Source organism: Sinanaerobacter chloroacetimidivorans (assembly GCF_018128545.1).
GTDB lineage: Bacteria > Bacillota > Clostridia > Peptostreptococcales > Anaerovoracaceae > Sinanaerobacter > Sinanaerobacter chloroacetimidivorans.
The window spans coordinates 142739-161288 of sequence record NZ_JAGSND010000005.1; the positions used below are offsets into that span (position 1 = coordinate 142739).

An 18550-nucleotide genomic window follows, 5' to 3' on the forward strand; every position below is an offset into this window, starting at 1 on the left:
ACAGATGGATTTTAAAGGTATCTTAGTGGTTGACTTTGGAGGTCAATACAATCAATTGATTGCACGCCGAGTAAGAGAGGCAAACGTATATTGTGAAATTGTTTCTTATTCCAAGTGCCTGGACCGGGTTAAGGAAAGCAGACCTGAGGGGATTATCTTTACAGGCGGCCCTGCCAGTGTCTATGAAGAAGGCGCACCGACCCTTCCGAAAGAACTTTTTGAAATGGGGATTCCGGTTCTCGGAATCTGCTATGGGGCGCAGCTTATGGCCCACGTACTCGGCGGAGAGGTAGTAAGCCCTGATTATAAGGAATACGGCAGAGTGAAGCTTCTGCAGGGAGGCGATGCCGCAAGTAAGGATTGCAGCAGCCTGCTCTATAAGGATATTGCACCGGACAGCATCTGCTGGATGAGCCACACGGACTATATCAAGCAGGTTCCGGAAGGCTTTGTGGTATCTTCCTATACGGACAATTGCCCGACTGCGTCCATGGAACATGTGGAGAAAAAGCTTTATGCGGTACAGTTCCATCCGGAAGTGCACCATACACCATTTGGCCAGGATCTTTTAAAGAATTTTCTGTATAATGTGTGCGGATGTGAACCGACTTGGACCATGGCCAATTTTGCCAGAACAAAAATAGAAGAGATCAAGAAGATCGTCGGCGATAAAAAGGTGCTATGCGCATTATCCGGCGGTGTCGATTCCTCTGTGGCTGCAGTTTTGGTTCATCAGGCTATCGGGGATAACCTTACCTGCATATTTGTAGACCACGGACTCCTTCGAAAGGATGAAGGGGATCAGGTTATGGAGGTTTACGGCAAGCAGTTTCATATGAAGATCAAGCGTGTGAACGCTCAGCAAAGATTTTTAAGCAAGCTTGCGGGCATATCCGATCCGGAGACCAAGAGAAAAATTATCGGCACGGAGTTCATTCGTGTCTTTGAAGAAGAATCTAAGAAATTGTATGAAGAAGAAGGCGGTATTGATTTCCTGCTGCAGGGCACCATCTATCCAGATGTTGTTGAAAGCGGAACCGGTGAGGCGGCAGTCATCAAGAGCCACCATAATGTGGGCGGACTTCCTGAAGACATGAAAATGGAACTTTTGGAGCCCCTAAGATTGTTATTTAAGGACGAAGTCCGTAAGGTAGGAGAAGAAATCGGCATTGCCTCAGAACTTGTTTGGAGACAGCCATTCCCTGGGCCGGGCCTTGCGATCCGCTGCCTGGGTGAAATCACGGAAGAAAAGCTTGCAATCATCAGAGAATCCGATGCGATTTTGCGGGAAGAAGTTCGTTTAAACGGCTTGGAAAGAGAAATCTGGCAGTACTTTACCGTTCTTCCAAACATTCGAAGCGTAGGAGTCATGGGCGACTTCAGAACCTATGACTACACCGTGGGAATCAGAGCGGTGACCTCCGTGGACGGCATGACCTCCGACTGGGCAAGGATCCCCTATGATGTGCTGGAGAAGATCTCCAACCGGATCGTCAACGAGGTCAAGGGAGTTAACAGGATTGTTTACGATGTTACTTCAAAGCCACCTTCAACGATTGAGTGGGAATAAGGCTCGTCTTGAAATTTCAATGATTACAGAGTTTTAGGAAAGATATAAACTGTTTTAGATTTTTGAAGTATTTTTGAATATCTAAGACAGTTTTTTATTGTTTTTTTCACCAAAAAGGAGGCGGTTTAGACATGAAGCGTGGAGACATCAAAGCGAACAGAGTAACGGCTAGTAAGCCTATTCAAAACAAGAGTTTTAAGGATCTTGAAGAGGAATTTATCAGACATGCAGAAATAAGGAATTTATCAGAATGGACAATAAAAAGTTACAAGTATCATACGCAGTATTTCCTTGAATTTGCAGGAGAAGATTTGATGTGCAAAGATATCGGGTTAGAAATGATAGAGGGTTATATCCTCTTCATGAAAGAGAAAAAAGGCATATCAAACCCAGTGACATTAAATTCCTATTTGCAGAATATCAGTCCAATCATTAAATATGGATTCAAGAAAAGGTATATCTTATATCAGTTTGTATTTCCTTTTGTGAAGGGACAGGAAACTCTAAAGGATATTTATTCTGAAGAGGAAATGAAAGCTCTGCTTGAAACACCAAACAAGAAAGATTTCATAACCATAAGAACACATACTATAATTTGGGTGCTTGCCAGCACCGGCATTCGAGCAAGGGAACTAAGAGAATTAAGGAACATGAATGTAGACTTGATAAATCGGGCTATTACAGTCAATCAAACTAAGAATAAAAAACCTAGAAGAGTACCAATCAGTAAGAGTCTATATGATGTACTTCTTTATTACATTGAATTACGGGGAGGGAATGAAGAGGATTACTTATTTCCTACGGTGTACAATGAAATATTGGCTATGTCATCACTTCAGGACAGCGTTAAAAAGTATTGCAATGACAGGGGAGTATTTAAAACGAGTCTGCACCTCTTCAGACATACCTTTATTACAAATGCAGTCAATCAGAACGTAAATCCTTTGATTCTGAAGAGGATCACAGGACACAGCACAATGAATCAGTTAAACCGATATTATAATGCTCGAACGATTGATATGGTAGATGTGATTGATGATATAGCACCAAAGACAAACAGAAAGAAAAGTTATTTTAAATAGAAAAAAGAGACTATTTTATGGGGAAATCGGGGATAAATGAGAGCTTTTCTAGGGGGATATCCGCTTCATATAATTTGTTTCCGGCGATTTTGGCATAACTATACCTTTTATGAATAAAAACGGCTGTATGGCGCGATTATAAAAATGAAAACTGGCTAATCTTCTGCAATATATTTCAGAATATCTGAAACATCACATTTTAACATTTTACAAAGATCATTAATGGTATTGGTGTTAATACCTTGATTATTTCTAAGTCTGGAGATAGTGCTAGAACTGACATTATAGCTATGAATTAAGGCATATGTAGATATATGTTTCTTCTGAATTGTCTCCCAGAATGGATCATAGACTATCATTTCAGCACCTCCTCCTATTGATAAGTATAGGGGGATATCCAAATATTGACTATGCTCGAAAAATAGACTATAATTTAGAAAAAGCTGTCAAAGGAGGAATGAAAAAATGGAAACGTTTATATTTCTATTATTGATTGGATTGCTTATTTATGCTAAAGTTCAAGGCGGCAAAGATAAAGAAGTTAAACAGCAAGAATTGAAAAGGAAAAATCTTGAGATCATCAATTCGCAAGATAACACACAACAAGATGTTATAAGGTGTCCCAAATGCCTATCTTCACAAACATCTGCAAATAAAAGAGGTATAACTCTTACCACTGGACTAATTGGAAGTCAAACAGTTTATATAACATGCTTGCAATGTGGGCATAGATGGAAAGCTGGATCGTAGAGACTGTATAATAATTTTGAAATATTTACCTCTGCTATGGAAAATCAACCGTAGCAGAGGTTTTATATTTTTATATACTCTAAAAAAAATTACTTTTCCTGTGAAGTAATGTTAAGGCTTTCTCTATTGAGTGGAATATATTCCATTATGTCTGAAGGCTGACAATTCAGAGCCTCGCAAATTTTAGATATGGTATCGGTTCTTACAATTTCATCTTTTGCTAGCCTTGCCATTATTGAAGCGGTAATCCCAGCTTTATCTTGCAATTCTCCTTTTTTCATTCCTCTATCAATTAATAAATGGAATAACTTTTTATAACTAAGTGGCATTTTAATCCTCCCTTTTTCTTCGATATTGTTAAAATACCATAAAAATAACGTAAACGCAATATATATAGTGAAAACAAAAGATTTATATTGACAATGCTAATAATTTACGCTATATTTATAATGTAAATAACACATATCTAGCGTATATGCGAATTAAACGGAGGAAAAACAAATGAAACTGAACAACATGAATTACAATCTGAAGATGAATACATTTGATTTGAATAATATTGTAGATGGAGATATTCTTTCCATCCCTGTTGAAGACCCGGATTTGAAAATGACTTTAGCAGAGCAGATTTGCGATATTGCTGGAAATTGCGACTGGGTTTTACCTGATTCAAACCGAACTAAGATTAACCTGTGTGTTGATATGCTGAGTGATAATCTGGAAACGACATTGCAGCTTGAAGTACATCCTCCACTCTGGACGCGGGAAGAAATTGAAAGCGTAATTGAGAGTATGGCTAATCCAGATACACCGATTTTCGCAGATGAACCAGAAACGCCAAGGGACTTATACAACTTCATCTTTGGAATGGCACAGTTACATAACGAGAATAAATTAATCATGGAAGATAATACGGATTTCCTAGAAGTGCAATTATCGGAAACAGAGATTAAAGCATTACAGCCAGTGATTACACAGTACATGAACTAAATATCGAAAACATTAATGTCGGGGTAGTATGCTCCGACATTTTATGTATTAGGTGAGACAAATAAAAAAGCGTTGAAATATGAACGCTTACAAAAAAATAACAAAAAATATAAAATTATTTTCCGAAAAGTGGTTGACAAAAAATTCTCATTTGCTATAATGAGATTGGGACGAGCAATAAGATTTTTTGTATCATTAATAAACGAAATGTTTTCGCCTGTATTTAACTTATCATACAATGCCGTCTGTGTCAACAGGAAAGTTTCAAAAAGTCACTTGCTACAAATTAAATAATTACTAAAAGCCATTGGATATCATTATATCTTAATGGCCTTTTTTCGCCTAAAAACAGGTTCGTTTAATATGCTGAACGAATACTGGATTTTGTTTAGCCTATTAGGGGGTAATGTAATTGTTATCGCTGCTGTAAATTTGAGAGGAGGTGGAATCTTCATTTAGAACTAAGCTACCATTATTCGTTATTACTATTGCAGTGAAATTGAAAAAGGAGTGGTTATTAATTTTAAATAAACCCGAAAATTATTGCGTTATTCATTCTCTTTCTATGGCAAATCATTTGGTGAGAAATGGGTTTGATATTAAGAAAGTTGATAATTCAGAGAAGAATAACAAATTAAAAGTATTTCTATTTTATGACTCGCCAGAACTTAGACAAGCTATGGCAACGTTTAGTCAGGAGGCATAAAAACCGAATGACAAACATCAATCAAATAGATAAGGGCAAATGGGATATCAAACGCTCATTAAATAACGGAGAAACAATTTCAGATATTTTAACTTTAGACATTATAAAGCAATGGGGACGTGGAAATCGGATTTTAATATCTGGAAATACAGGAAGTGGTAAAACATATTTCATAATGAATTTTCTACATAATCAATGTGAAGAGAAGGAATACAAAATTCTATTACTTACCAATAGAACATTGTTAAAAGATCAGCTTCAGACAGAATATTATCATAAGGTTAATGATGTTATTACAATATGGAACTATCAGTTTTTTTCTGAACGGATTAAATATAATAACTTTTATAATAGCTTTGATATTATAGTAGCCGATGAATGCCACTGGTTTTTTAGTGATTCGACATTTGCAAACGAGACGGATATACCGCTAAAGTATCTAACAGGAAATACTCAAAATTCAACGATAATATTTATTTCAGCTACTAGTCAAACATTAGAAGAATATCTTGATCGAGATAATAAATTGGATTTCAAATACCAATTTATAAAACCATATGAATTTCATAACTGTTATTACTGGAACGATATTGATGTCATTAAAAAACTTCTTGTTACACTTCCTGCCGACGAAAAAGCTATTTATTTTTGTAGTAGCATAGACAATGCGTATAAGCTGCACAGAGAATTTATTAAAACATCAGCATTCGTATGTAGCAAGAATAATTATAAGTATGGGAATAAATCTGATAGCGATACAATGAATCAAATACGTGAATCAGAGAGTTTTGATAAGCAGATTTTAATCACTACTAAAGTACTGGAGAATGGTGTTAATTTAAAAGATAATAAAATCAAGCATATTATTACCGATATTTATGATTTTGAAACCATAATACAGTGTATTGGAAGAAAGCGGATTACTGATAGTAGCAATTTACCAAGTATTTATATTAAACAGAAAAAGCAGCCGAGTATACAAGCGACTATTAATAATATTAATCAATTTTTGAGACCCTTAGACTGTTTCTATAACGAATTTAAACATTTTAATAAAAAATATGGTAGAAAAAATTTGAATGGACTTTTATATACGGTTTGTGCGGATTCAGACAACCGATTATCAGGATGGGAAGTTAATGAAGCCAAGAAAATGAAGTATGTACATGATCGCAAATTGGCTGAAGAGGTTTGTTTGCGAGATAAGAATTTCGGACATTTAATGTATTTGTGCGATTGCTTGGATATTGATTTTGAATTGTTTGAGAATCTGGACTTATACTATACGAAAATTACTGTAGAAGATAAGCTTAATCAATATCTTGATACTCCGTTATATGGATCTGATAAATCACAATTTATTGAAATGCTTAAAAAAGATGTTCTTAAACCATTACAGGGTGGATATAAAGCAGATACCATTAACAGATATTTAGATAATATTGGATTACCGTATTATATAAGAACCAAGAAACAGGGCAGTCGAAAAAGTATATATTACGGTAAAAGGGCTTGGATTCTTAAGAAACGTGAATGAGCAGATTTTATAATATTTAACTATTTGCGACCACAATGAGGGCGTATCTGTAGTATACGGTTTTAATATGATTGTGGTATCAAAATTAGTAGAGAACTATGCTCTGGCAGCGAAATGACCGCAGGAAATTTCGATGACAAATCCGTCTCGGAACTTGTTCCGGGGCGGGCTACTCCCTGCCAGACAACTCAACCATTTATCTAGGAATAAAGGAGAACGTATGACAAAACAGAAAAGAGATCAATATACAGAAATGATAAATCGCCGTGAAATAACAATTGAAATGCTGATAAACTGTATCGCAAATTTAGAACCATTGATATCAAAATCTGCGTATGAGATGAAGAAATATAAATATGCGCTTTCAGATAACTCCGAATATTACTTTAAAAGGTACATAGGATTCAGGAATATCATCATGAAGATTCTAAATAGTCCACCGCTAGAGGAAATCAGAGAAATTATCAAGGGTTATAAGAAATCGGATATTGTTTCTAATGTAATGAGAGATCAGATTATGGAACTGATAATAAGCAAAGATTTTACTCTTGTTGAATAGGATAGGCGGCATCGGCTAACGCCGCTACCGATTACAAATCCGCTAAAGCGTCTTTGTGAAAAGGATTTTTTAAGGTTTTTTCTATTTCTTATATAAATTAACGTTCATTTTTTCGCCCGAACCGAAATAAAAAATGGACTAAATCCATGGAAGGATTGAAATTATAATGTTTGTAAGCATTTTCTCTCGACTTTGAAATGACTGAATTTAGCAGAAAAAATGTCTACAAAGTGGATAAAATAAGGATTCTATCGAAATGAACAAAAATAATGCAAAAAAGGAGATATTATTGATTAATGACAATAAAGAAAATAGGATTTGATGTGTTGTCGCTTCAGGTTACAAGGCGATGTAATCTATCATGCAAACACTGTAGCTGCGGAGATGCAGAGGACATGGACATGACAAAAGAAACAATAGACAATGTTTTAGAACAAACATATGATATTGGAACTTTAATATTTACTGGCGGTGAACCACTCTTAAATGATGATATTATCATTTATACCTTGGATGAAATAATGAAAAGAAAAATTAGATGCTATTCTTTTGATATGGACACAAATGGACTTATTCTAAAGGAAGACTTATGTGATGTGCTGAACGAATTTGCCCTGTATTGCAGTCAATACAATACAAAAGATAATCTTATTGCATTGGGGGTTAGTGCTGATAAATACCACGATAATAATCCTTGTGAAGCTTTAACGTTTTATAAGAAGCGGCTGAAGCTTAGAAGCTATGTGTTTCTGGATGATTCCGCTGACCGAATGTTACTCCGAGTAGGGAGAGCAGCTGAGTTGAAAGATGTAAAATTATATAATCTTCCATCTTATAAACCAAGACCGATAGTTTTGTTAGAATACGGAGAAAAACCTTCTTGTACTTCTTCCCAGCATAAAATTGAAAAACCAGATCAGGTTATTGCTATATGTCCCACGACGATAACAGCTAATGGTAATATATGTGCGGATTATATAAAGAATTTTAAGTGGCAAGATATGAATGTCAATATTGCCGGAAATGTCAACGATAAATCCTCTAGTATATACGATAAGATCAAAGCTTATAATAAAGGAAAGCCTAATTGCTTTGGGATTTTGGATGATGGAAACACAATACCTATATTAGAACTATACTCTAATCCATTGGAAATGCTTTACAGTGGTATAAAATATCAGAAAGCCATGCGAGGTATGGACAAGAAAAATCAAGAAATGCTTGAGTTTGAAGGGTTAGAAGATATGCACTCCCAATATCCGAAATTAACACGTAAAGAATGTATAGTATTGAAGAACTCTTTAAAACATGTAACTGAAGAATACCTAGGGGAAGATATAATAAATAAACATAGAACGATTATTAGAGACTTGGAAAAGTTAAACGATCAAAGAAGCAGGAGTTTTGGGAGTATCCTAAACAGAATACTTTCCTAAAGAATTACATAATAATTCATCAGTACCGTCATTTATATAGTGGCGGTATTTTGTTTGCAAAGGTACACCTATACGAATATGTAGAAAGATAGTATTAGTGCTATTATAATGTGTTCGCAAATATTAAAAAATAATATAAGAATATTCGCAAATAAACATTGACCTTTACAAACATATGTGATATTATTTAACCATAGAACAGATAAAATATTAAATGTTAGGAGTAGATACAATGGAAAGAAATCTTTATGGATACGCTAGAGTTTCTACAATAGATCAAAACCTTGATAGGCAGCTTCAGCAGTTACAAGAACATATTTCTGATAAACGCTATATCTTTACCGATAAAGCAAGTGGAAAAGACTTCAATAGAAAGTCATACAATACTTTAGTGGGTACAGAAGATACCGCTCCTTTATTACATGAAGGTGATATACTTCTAATTACAAGCCTTGATAGATTAGGAAGAAACTATATTGAAATACGAGAGCAATGGGAATATATCACTAAGAAATTAAAAGCTGATATCAGAGTTTTAGATATGCCTTTACTCGATACAAGTACCACCACAGATAATTTAGATAAAAGATTCATTGCCGATCTAGTATTACAAATATTAAGTTATACAGCAGAAAAGGAAAGAGAAAATACTAGGAAGAGACAAAGACAGGGAATAGATGTAATGCCAATTTTAGACGGTAAAAGAGTATCCTCCAAAACAGGTAGACCGACAGGCAGACCGAAAGCTGAGTATCCAGATCATTGGAAAGAAGTATATGCAGATTGGAAAGCCGGAAATATTACAGCAAATAAAGCAATGGAAACGCTAGAGCTAACCAGGACAACGTTTTACAAGTTGGTTAAACAGTATCAATAAAGAATTTTGCATTAAGGAGTAGTTAATTAAACTGCTCCTTTTTATGGTATGGGGGGTACTTTACATTTCTAATTGATTATCAGATGATGAAGAATGGCATATCTGAAGTATCTCACTCATAACCACCGAATTAGATACCGAATATATACAATTTTGCAGATCAGAATTTGCAGAAATTTATATAATTCCATTGAAATATATGGTAATCTGTTGCTGAATAGTAAATTTTTATTAGGTAGGAGTTGAAAGCTATGGGAGATAATAGTTTTAAAAACACCTTGGTTATTTCTATTGTAGTGGCTGTAGTATCAGCATTAATCACAGTCATTTTAACTTCTTCTGGCATGATAGATTTTTTTCAATATGACGTTTTTAAATACAATAAACCAATTATGTATGAAATCAAGAAAACAAACACTATGGATGATTTTAAAGTAAAAGAATATTATCCATTGGAAAAGGGAAATTCATGGATTTATGATTTATCTTATACAACAACAATAGAAAAAAATACTATAAAGTCTTATCAAAGTAATATTAAAATGGAGCTAATAGATTCAATTGAAAAAGGCAGACTTAAACTAGTGGTCGCTAAAGGGGATATATTTAATATTGACTACTTTGAGTTAGAAAAAGGTACAGACGAAGAATTTCAGGAAATGATTGATAGAATAAATAATAAGGAATTTGTCCTTTTTATTGATTCTAATAAAGTGTTATATGTGGATGATGAAAATGAAATCAATGAATTAAAGGACTTCTTTAAAGATGATAAACAAATCATTTATCAACAAAAGGATTTAAAAACATTATTTGAATTCCCCTTATTCGATGGCCAAGTAATTGGTAGCACCGATAAAGGATATTACAGATCAGATGATCTGTATTCACGTGTAGTCAGTAGAATTAATGGTCAGTTTGATGGGACATATTATTATAACGAAAGTGATATTTTTACATTAAAGTATTGGAGCATGCCTGATGAATCTTTAATAACATTTATTCCATATGTCGGAATATCTGAAGCATATGCTGTGCATCATGGAACGGTCGGTGAATATAAATTATCACTTAAAGAATTCAGAAATTCAGCAAAGCAGAATTAAGTTGAAGAATTTTTAAATGAAACGGGGGTAGTATATAGTGCTCAGTCAGAATAGTGAATATGAAACAGATAACGAAAAATTTAGAAAAGTTTATGAAGTGCTAAATTCTAACTCAAAGAAATTTGGCAAATTTCATAAAAGTATATTTCACCTTCATACACCAGCTTCACATGATTATAGGTTATATACTGAAAAAGATAATGCTTATTATACTGGGTTATCGGATAATGATATTTTCTTAATTGCAAAATCAGAAAACCTATTTCAAGATATACCTTTTGATGATATTACCGATATCCCTTTAGATAGCATCTATGTAAACTATAAAGAATATTTCACATATCTTTTAATTGCTCAAAAATTAATCGAGCATAACATTGGTTTGGTTTTAATTACAGACCATAACACAATATCGGGATATGATAAATTAACAAAGGCAATAGATATATATTGCAAAGGTAAGATTATTAAAATATACCCAGAAGTAATCCTGGGAATAGAAATATCATGTGGGGATAAGAATCATATTGTAGGGATTTTTGACAACACTGAGAGGAGTAAAGGATTAATAAATAAGTGGCTAGAGACAAACATTATGACCCAAAAGGATGGTACTTACTTAACCTCATATGACGTTGTAGATGCTATTAAGAATGAGATGAATGGATTTCCATATATAGCTCATATTAATTCGTCGGATGTATTTAAGGATAAGTATCTATCATTAGCTTATAAAAAAAGGCTGTTTGATATTGAGGGTTTTAATACCATTGGAGTAAGTGATATAAAATATATTAGCTACATTGAAGGAAAAATACGTAAGTTTAGAAATGATGATATTAGATTTGTTTTAGATTCTGATTCGCATGCAATAGATGATATTAATAAGTCCATTTTTTGGATTAAAGGGGAAACATGCAATTTTAAGATGATTAAGGATGCTATTAGAGATTACAATATTTCAATGGAATTTGAAAGCCCTAAGCAGCCAAATAGTTATATAAAAGGTCTATGGGTTGAGGGAAATGGCTTTCTTGGAAGCAATGAAAAAAATAATCCAGAACCTTTTTGGATTACATTTACAGAATCACTAAATTGCTTTATCGGAGGAAAAGGTACTGGTAAGAGTAGCATTTTAGTAATCTTGGAATTCTTATTATCGCAAAGAATAAGTGATAAAAAGAGTTTAGAAATGGTATGTAGTTATGACAGCATCTATTTATTGTATTCTTTGAATGGAGACGATTTTTTAATCGGTTTCTATCCTCCATATTATGAATACCGTGATGATGATATATTAAAATACTTTGAAGAAGCAACTCGCATTAATAGATCATATAAACATAAATTTCAATTTAACCCTAAGGAAATAGCGGAATATACACTTAGTAATTATATTTCTATAATGAAAATAATCAATAAGGGCAAAGATTTTGAATTAAAAATTATCAATTCAAATAAACTTTCTCTTATGAAAAAATTCTTCAATAAAAGATATTCGATAAATGATCTTGTTAATATAGCTGGTTCAGATGAATTGAATAATTATATATATGAAACAATATCTAAGAATAATGATATTAGCAAAATAAGATTTAGAAAGCTGAAATCAAATAATGAAATTCAAAATATTAAGAATAAAGTATCTGAAATAAAGAGAAAGCGTTTCGAATTAATTCATCTAATAATTGGTAAATATAATGAAAAGCATAAACATCAACTGAAAATAGTGTACACGCAGGGCGATTTAAATAGTGAGTTGGATTGGGAACAAGTATTAATCCCTGATGAAAGTGATAGAAAATCAATAAGAAAATTTAATATATCAGAAGATAATATAATTGATTTTATGTACTCTTTAAATAAAGAATTGCATTTTATTGATATAATAGAATTATTTAAAAATAGAAAATATGATCAAATAAGTCATATAAAAAACATAATTGAGTTTGCCTTTGAAGTTGACTTTGATCAGGTTGAAAGATTTACGATTCTAAATGAGTCAAATAAGGAAGTAATACTAAATTATATTAGGAAGAATTTATTAAATAATTCTGTTTATGTAATTAATGATATGCTAGAAGAATATTTTGCAAACTTAGAGTATTTTTCATTGCAATTTAATATTAATAATAAAGAAAATAGGGAGAAAAAGAATGATTTATTTAGGGACGTAGCATATTTATCACAAGGTCAAAAAGTAGTTGCTATGCTATCGTTTGTACTGAGTTATAGTGAATTCACTAATGATAAAACACCTTTAATTATTGATCAACCTGAAGATAACTTAGATAATAGTTATATTTATAAAAATTTAGTTAATAAATTACGAGAGGTCAAATCATTAAGGCAAATAATTATAGCGACACATAGTTCGACAATTGTAACTAATGCTAAGGCTGAACAAGTAATTGTGTTAGAATCGGATAATAGAAATGGTTGGGTAAAATGCAAGGGATACCCTGCAAAATCAACAATTGTTATGGAAATAATAAACCACCTAGAAGGGGGTAACGATTCTTTTGTACATAAATACTATCTTTATAAAGATTATTTAAGAAACAACTGAGACTCTATAAATTAGATTGATAAATTTCTACTGTGTATGATATACTTCTATAAAATACAATTAAATCTAAAACAGTCGCTTCTTGATATCTAAAACAGCTATAATTTGAGAATTTAAGACTGTTGAAATTTCAATCTCAAACCGGATCGTCAACGAGGTAAAGGGAGTCAACAGGATTGTTTATGATGTTACTTCGAAACCACCGTCAACCATTGAGTGGGAATAGCAGTTAAAAACCCTGAGACCATTGATATAACGTGGTTTCAGGGTTTGCTTTTTGCTGACCGTACTAAAAGCGTACTACAGGTCCTATTGTAATTATTCATTTGGACTATCTGGTTTATTCATTTGATCCAAGCGATTGGCGACTTCGATCTGCTTATTGGGATAAAGATGCGAATAGGTCTGAAGCGTTGTTTCTATGCTTTCGTGTCCCAGTCTTTCTGAGATCAGGAGGGCTGAAAAGCCTTCCTCAATCAGCATGGAGGCATGGGAATGTCTCAGGTCATGAACGCGAATGCGCTTGATGCCAGATTTCTTCGTCCCTCGTGTCATCTCGCTGTGCAAATAGGATTTGGTCACCGGGAAAAGCCTTTCGTTTGGTTCGTAGTCATAAAGCTGTTCGGCGTATTTCTGGACCAGAGCACAAAGAAAGGATGGCACTGCGATCAGTCGGCGACTCTTGGGCGTCTTGGGTTCCATGATCAGATCTTCACCCTCATGGCGGGCGTAATTTTTTGTGATAGATAATGTTTTGGCATCAAAGTCAAAATCGTTCAAAGTCAATGCCAACAATTCACCCGATCGGATACCCGTCCAAAACAGGATTTCAAAGGCCAGCTTTGAAACTGGCTTATCCGAGACAAAGGGGAGAAATTTTCTGAATTCCTCTACAGTCCAGAACAACATGGACTCTGCATTTTTCTTACCCATGCTGCCGCACACTCTGGCGGGGTTGGTTTGAAGCTTATAATACTTGGAGGCGAAGTTAAAAATGGCGGAGATCTGGTTGTGGATGGTTTTCAAATAAGTTTGTGAATAGTCGCTCTCATCCTCCATCAAGGTATTTTGCCATTTGCGAATCGTTGCGGGTTCAATTTTGTTGATGGGCATCTCCTCGAAAAAAGGCAGCAGCTTTGTGTTGATAAGGCATTCCTTGCCACTGTAGGTGGTTGGCTTGAGCCGTGTCTTACAATCCTCCATGTAGATGGACACCAGGGTGCCAAAGGACATGTCGGGACTGGCTTCCGCCTTCTCAATGAATTGTCGTTCGAAAGTCTTGGCTTCTCTTTGGGTTTTAAAGCCTTCCTTCTTTTTCTTTTTTCGGTTGCCTAACCAGTCGGTATAGTAAAAGGCACAATACCAGCTGCCGGTGGCTTCATTTTTATAGGTTGGCATAGCATCACCCTCTCTGGCCGCAAAGCACTGAACCATGAAATCTCGTGTCATGTTGCTTTACGTGTTTAGTATTTACAGCATCACTTTCTCTTCGAAATAGCGTCTGCTGATCTTACCGGCCACGGTGATTTTATCCTGGTCCTTAAGAGAATTGTTAAGACGCTTGATGATCCGGTACGCAGAGGATACCGACACACCTAAAATCTCTGCGACTTCTTCAGCATGAATAAATCTTGATGGTTCGATGGCGAATTTTCTTTCGGTTGTCATTTTCGTTTTCTCCTTTCTTTCTCAGGATGGATCTCCTGAATATACCAAGCCGTCGGTAAAAGCGCCCCGGCGGTTTGGTATGTCCAGGATGAATGCAGGGGTTTTATTTAATTCTGCAGGGATGATGAACTTAAGGTGAGGGTATCACGTCTCGGTTTCATGTGACAATGTTGTCGATGCAGTGGAATATAACCATCAATAAAATTGACATGAAAATCAAAGCAGCCGCACCGCGTAGGATGAAGCATCATTAAGAATGCCTGAATGCAGTGCGGCTGCTGTATTTGATTCTGGTTCTTTGGATGGACCGGACAAGCGTGGGCTTACGCTCTCATAGGACTTTCACCTCCCTCCATTCTGATGGCGGGCCGTACTCATTGCCTGCGACGGTTTGATCACGCTCGGACTGTGACTATACGGAAGTATCATTATCTGATGCACAAGGTCTTGGCCAGCCAATCCGCCACGATTGGCCTGCAGCATGGGTATGTCTCGCTCTCTTCCTAAAACGAAGGTCTTTGCGTACCTGCCGCTTGGCTTGTCCTTCCGGCTCATGCATCAAAGGTATCCGGTTCTCCTATATGAAGTTGTCAAAGATCGATTTTATGAGAAGATAAAAGTCCCTCTCATAAGCCATGACATTTACAGACATTTTTTGAACCCTATTTCTGAAATTTTTTAAGTTCTTTTTCGAGCGTCTGTAAACCTTGGTTGATGGATTTGCAGACTGCTTTCACGCTGACGCCTTCAGCCCGGGCAATTTCAGACTTATTCATGTCGAGAAAATAGTACGCGTAGATCCGTTTGGCCTGGATGTCTGGCAATTTGCTGATGGTACAATGAAGCTCTTGATTCGTCATCTTCCGCTCATAGATCTCATAAGGCGAAAGCGAGATAAAGATGGCATCATGCTCGATCCCATCGTCCCGATCCAGGGAAAAGTGAGCTCCATTTCTGTAGATCTTGCGCTGATAATTCAGCTCTTTTCGCTTGGATTCTTCAAAGATCTCAGCGATCTCATCATCGACCATAACAAAACAATCATTCTCATAAAACGGGTATACGTCCCGCAGATTAATCTTTTTCATTTTTATTCTCCTTCTCGTTGTTGGCTTGTTAGCGGCGAACAAGAAGGAGGCGGTGGGCTGCGGCATCTCGGTGAGACGAGACAGCCAGCTTTATTCATTTGGCTGTAAACAAACATGACAGACTCCTTTTGGCGGGAAGCCTGTCATTGGTGATGCACTGCCAAAAAGCTGATTACTGAATAAAAAAGGCCGGATGATCCTCTCAATTGAGTAATCATCCGGCGGTGGTAGCTCAGTGAATCGGCTCCGGTGCTCGGTATCGATTGATATTCAGTTGTTCATTACCTGCTCGTGCGGTGGTCGCTACTTCGAAAAGTGCGCCGGTGCTCCATAATCAGATAATGAGTTTATCCCTGGTCTGCGATGACCGGAATGGTTGCGACTTTTCCACACATCTCACATTTGATGGTGACAATGCCTACGCTGTCAGTAGTGACATCGAAAAGTCGCTTCCCACAATGGGGACAGTTGATGGCTTTGTAGAATTCGTCAAAGGCTTCCTTTTCTGCTCCAAGGACGATCTCTGTGGTCCTCAGACAGTCTGACTTGTAGGGGCAGACCTTGGTGTTACTGCACTTGATTAGGATCTTCAGTTTTGAGCCTTCTATAGTGTCAAAGAGTCTCCTTTCTCGATTGCATTTGATCTGGACTGTTCTCATAGGGTATCCCTCCTGTACTGCCCGCACAAATGTATGCCAGTCGTAGTTATTTTCAAACAGATGCCGTGCTGCTGAGGCAATCTCCATGGGGCTCTGGGTCGCCATGGGCAACTGCATCTGATATTGACGATAGGATAGGGTATTGTCCTTCACTGTGATTTGGACGCCATTGGCTTTCATGTCATGGACTCGAAGCTGATAATCGATGTTCAGATCACTATGCAGTATTGCACGGTCCTTACTCATAAAAAACCACTCCTTCCAAGGGTTTCTATAACTTCTTCGTTGACAGATGAAGTTTGAGAAGGTATAATGAAGTTAACTTCATCTTGTAGCTCAATATTAACAGGCTAATGAAGAATAGTCAATACAAAAATGAAGTTGACGAAGTTATATTCATTACGGGAGGCAAGGAAATGAAAACTTTCTCAGTGAAGATCAAAGAAGCTCGGGAGGAATTGAAGCTCAATCAGCAGCAACTGGGTGAGCTTGTCGGCGTTTCAAAACGTTCCATTGCTGCATACGAAACAACGGACACCAAGCCTCGTGGAAATATCGCCAGAAAGCTGGCTGCGGCCCTTCAGGTATCCGTAGACTTTCTGCTCAATGATGAGATCACAGACCCAAAATACGGCATAGAAAAAGCTCCCTACATTGAGGAAGCTCGGGAACGACTGGGACCAAAGGCAGCTAAGGAAATGGATGTTCTCCTTGAGCAAAACGTAGCACTGTTTGCTGGCGGAGCCCTGGATCAGGAAGCCAAGGATGCTTTTTTTGAAGCGGTTATGAAGGCTTATTTAAAGTGTAAGGAAGAAGCCCGGAAAACCTATGGCCGAAAAAAGGAAATGGATTAAGAATTTCTTTGTTCTTATTTCCAACCAGCCGACCATTTTATCGTTCACTGTCCGTTTTTTTGTACCGACACTTTGATTTAATGATAGTGAGGGATCGTTAGCGGGATGAGTATTTGATTTTATATCATTTGAAGGTGATTACATGTCGATAGAGATAATTTGCCGGGAAGTGTCCCGCATAATGCGAAAATATGATGAGCCAGATCCTTGGAAACTGGCTGAAGCCATGGGGATCATCGTTCAAGTAATGCCGCTTGGCAGTTCAGATAAATCGTGCAAAGGGTTTTTTCTGCGACAATCAAGAAAAAAGCACATCACCATCAACAGCGACCTGCCGGAGCCGATTCAACGGATTATCCTGGCCCATGAAATCGGTCATGCTGTCCTTCATCATGAGGCAGCAAAGATGAAGGCTTTCCATGATTTTGCATTGTATGATACATCCTCCCAGATGGAGTATGAAGCCAATCTGTTCGCTGCGGAATACCTGCTGGAAGATGATGAAGTCACAGAACTCCTCAGTGAGGACACCTTCTTCTTCTCGGTCGCCAAGGAACTGGAAGTTCCTCCTGAACTGCTTGACTTCAAATTTCGGATTCTCAAACGAAAAGGCTGGCTGATCGAATCTCCGATCCAGTCCAACAGCAATTTCCTTAAACACCTTTCTGATCGGGGTGAGGACACGTGACTTCACAGGCTAAAGTCTATGTTGCCGTTATTCCTTCCTTCTCCGAAGACGGACATCTTTTCCCAAGACGCCTCCGCTGGGAAGATGGCCGTGAGTATTCCATCGAAAAGGTCCTGGATGTTCGCCCTACAGCAGCACTGAAAGCAGGCGGCCAAGGTGACCGTTATACAGTCCAAATCAATGGTCATCAGAGTTATCTTTTCTTTGAGCAAAGTCCAAATATCAGCGGGACAAACCTTGGGAAATGGTTTATGGAACGAAAATAAGCAATTTCATCATAATTGATATCGCCGACAGACCGACATCTGATCGGCTTTTTTATTATAAAAATACTTCTTACCATACTAATAGTACGATTTCGCAAACTTATTATTGCTATGTCAAAGAGGGTTGGTTATAATTAACATATGT

General features: G+C 36.4%; 20 protein-coding genes and 1 pseudogene. 15 read left to right on the forward strand and 6 right to left on the reverse strand.

Annotated elements, in window-relative coordinates; translation table 11 throughout:
• Nucleotides 1-4: 4 nt before the first annotated feature.
• Together guaA and KCX82_RS09500 are read left to right on the forward strand one after the other, a co-directional pair.
• Complete coding sequence (gene guaA / locus KCX82_RS09495) at nt 5-1570, forward strand: glutamine-hydrolyzing GMP synthase (RefSeq protein ID WP_227018226.1); 1566 nt, start codon at nt 5-7, stop codon at nt 1568-1570.
• 131 nt (nt 1571-1701) lie between these two features.
• Entirely contained in the window at nt 1702-2652 is a 951-nt protein-coding gene (locus tag KCX82_RS09500) for a tyrosine-type recombinase/integrase (RefSeq protein WP_227018227.1), read from the forward strand.
• A 155-nt stretch (nt 2653-2807) separates the two neighbouring features.
• Here KCX82_RS09500 and KCX82_RS09505 read toward each other — a convergent pair whose 3' ends face one another.
• A complete protein-coding gene (locus tag KCX82_RS09505; RefSeq protein WP_227018228.1) occupies nt 2808-3011 on the reverse strand; it encodes a helix-turn-helix domain-containing protein in 204 nt (67 codons plus the stop codon).
• 106 nt (nt 3012-3117) lie between these two features.
• Between KCX82_RS09505 and KCX82_RS09510 the strand changes: the two genes are divergently transcribed.
• Complete coding sequence (locus tag KCX82_RS09510; protein ID WP_227018229.1) at nt 3118-3402, forward strand: hypothetical protein; 285 nt, start codon at nt 3118-3120, stop codon at nt 3400-3402.
• A gap of 89 nt (nt 3403-3491) precedes the next feature.
• Here the strand turns inward: KCX82_RS09510 and KCX82_RS09515 are convergent, their stop codons facing one another.
• Nucleotides 3492-3731, reverse strand: a complete 240-nt coding sequence (locus tag KCX82_RS09515; protein WP_227018230.1) for a helix-turn-helix domain-containing protein — start codon at nt 3729-3731, stop codon at nt 3492-3494.
• Nucleotides 3732-3903: 172 nt separating this feature from the next.
• Here KCX82_RS09515 and KCX82_RS09520 point away from each other — a divergent pair, with 172 nt between their 5' ends.
• From KCX82_RS09520 to KCX82_RS09560, 9 genes and pseudogenes are all read left to right on the forward strand, one after another.
• Nucleotides 3904-4392 carry a hypothetical protein gene (locus KCX82_RS09520; RefSeq protein ID WP_227018231.1) on the forward strand — a complete coding sequence of 163 codons (489 nt, stop codon included), beginning with the start codon at nt 3904-3906 and terminating at the stop codon, nt 4390-4392.
• Nucleotides 4393-4885: 493 nt separating this feature from the next.
• Complete coding sequence (locus KCX82_RS09525; RefSeq protein ID WP_227018232.1) at nt 4886-5098, forward strand: DUF5659 domain-containing protein; 213 nt, start codon at nt 4886-4888, stop codon at nt 5096-5098.
• 7 nt (nt 5099-5105) lie between these two features.
• Nucleotides 5106-6635, forward strand: a complete 1530-nt coding sequence (locus tag KCX82_RS09530; RefSeq protein ID WP_227018233.1) for a DEAD/DEAH box helicase family protein — start codon at nt 5106-5108, stop codon at nt 6633-6635.
• 220 nt (nt 6636-6855) lie between these two features.
• Nucleotides 6856-7194, forward strand: a complete 339-nt coding sequence (locus tag KCX82_RS09535; protein WP_227018234.1) for a hypothetical protein — start codon at nt 6856-6858, stop codon at nt 7192-7194.
• Between the two features lie 296 nt (nt 7195-7490).
• Nucleotides 7491-8630, forward strand: coding sequence for a radical SAM protein (locus tag KCX82_RS09540; RefSeq protein ID WP_227018235.1), 1140 nt, complete (start codon nt 7491-7493; stop codon nt 8628-8630).
• Between the two features lie 232 nt (nt 8631-8862).
• Complete coding sequence (locus KCX82_RS09545; protein ID WP_227018236.1) at nt 8863-9507, forward strand: recombinase family protein; 645 nt, start codon at nt 8863-8865, stop codon at nt 9505-9507.
• A gap of 251 nt (nt 9508-9758) precedes the next feature.
• On the forward strand, nt 9759-10613 hold the full coding sequence (locus KCX82_RS09550; protein WP_227018237.1) for a hypothetical protein: 855 nt from the start codon (nt 9759-9761) through the stop codon (nt 10611-10613).
• Between the two features lie 37 nt (nt 10614-10650).
• Entirely contained in the window at nt 10651-13182 is a 2532-nt protein-coding gene (locus KCX82_RS09555; protein ID WP_227018238.1) for a Spaf_1101 family AAA-like ATPase, read from the forward strand.
• A 133-nt stretch (nt 13183-13315) separates the two neighbouring features.
• Nucleotides 13316-13408, forward strand: a pseudogene (locus KCX82_RS09560) (GMP synthase (glutamine-hydrolyzing)); the annotation flags it as partial.
• 92 nt (nt 13409-13500) lie between these two features.
• Here the strand turns inward: KCX82_RS09560 and KCX82_RS09565 are convergent.
• The 4 genes from KCX82_RS09565 to KCX82_RS09580 form a co-directional block, all read right to left on the reverse strand.
• Nucleotides 13501-14631 carry a site-specific integrase gene (locus tag KCX82_RS09565; RefSeq protein WP_319633346.1) on the reverse strand — a complete coding sequence of 377 codons (1131 nt, stop codon included), beginning with the start codon at nt 14629-14631 and terminating at the stop codon, nt 13501-13503.
• Between the two features lie 21 nt (nt 14632-14652).
• A complete protein-coding gene (locus KCX82_RS09570) occupies nt 14653-14850 on the reverse strand; it encodes a helix-turn-helix domain-containing protein (RefSeq protein WP_227018239.1) in 198 nt (65 codons plus the stop codon).
• 662 nt (nt 14851-15512) lie between these two features.
• A complete protein-coding gene (locus KCX82_RS09575; protein WP_227018240.1) occupies nt 15513-15938 on the reverse strand; it encodes a sigma-70 family RNA polymerase sigma factor in 426 nt (141 codons plus the stop codon).
• A gap of 347 nt (nt 15939-16285) precedes the next feature.
• Entirely contained in the window at nt 16286-16843 is a 558-nt protein-coding gene (locus KCX82_RS09580) for a DinB/UmuC family translesion DNA polymerase (protein WP_227018241.1), read from the reverse strand.
• 107 nt (nt 16844-16950) lie between these two features.
• Here KCX82_RS09580 and KCX82_RS09585 point away from each other — a divergent pair, with 107 nt between their 5' ends.
• From KCX82_RS09585 to KCX82_RS09595, 3 genes are all read left to right on the forward strand, one after another.
• Nucleotides 16951-17451, forward strand: a complete 501-nt coding sequence (locus KCX82_RS09585; protein ID WP_227018242.1) for a helix-turn-helix transcriptional regulator — start codon at nt 16951-16953, stop codon at nt 17449-17451.
• Between the two features lie 142 nt (nt 17452-17593).
• A complete protein-coding gene (locus tag KCX82_RS09590) occupies nt 17594-18139 on the forward strand; it encodes an ImmA/IrrE family metallo-endopeptidase (RefSeq protein WP_227018243.1) in 546 nt (181 codons plus the stop codon).
• Nucleotides 18136-18405: a hypothetical protein gene (locus KCX82_RS09595; protein ID WP_227018244.1), complete on the forward strand. Its 270-nt coding sequence runs from the start codon at nt 18136-18138 to the stop codon at nt 18403-18405. The genes KCX82_RS09590 and KCX82_RS09595 overlap by 4 nt, the downstream gene beginning before the upstream one ends.
• The last annotated feature ends 145 nt before the right edge of the window (nt 18406-18550 follow it).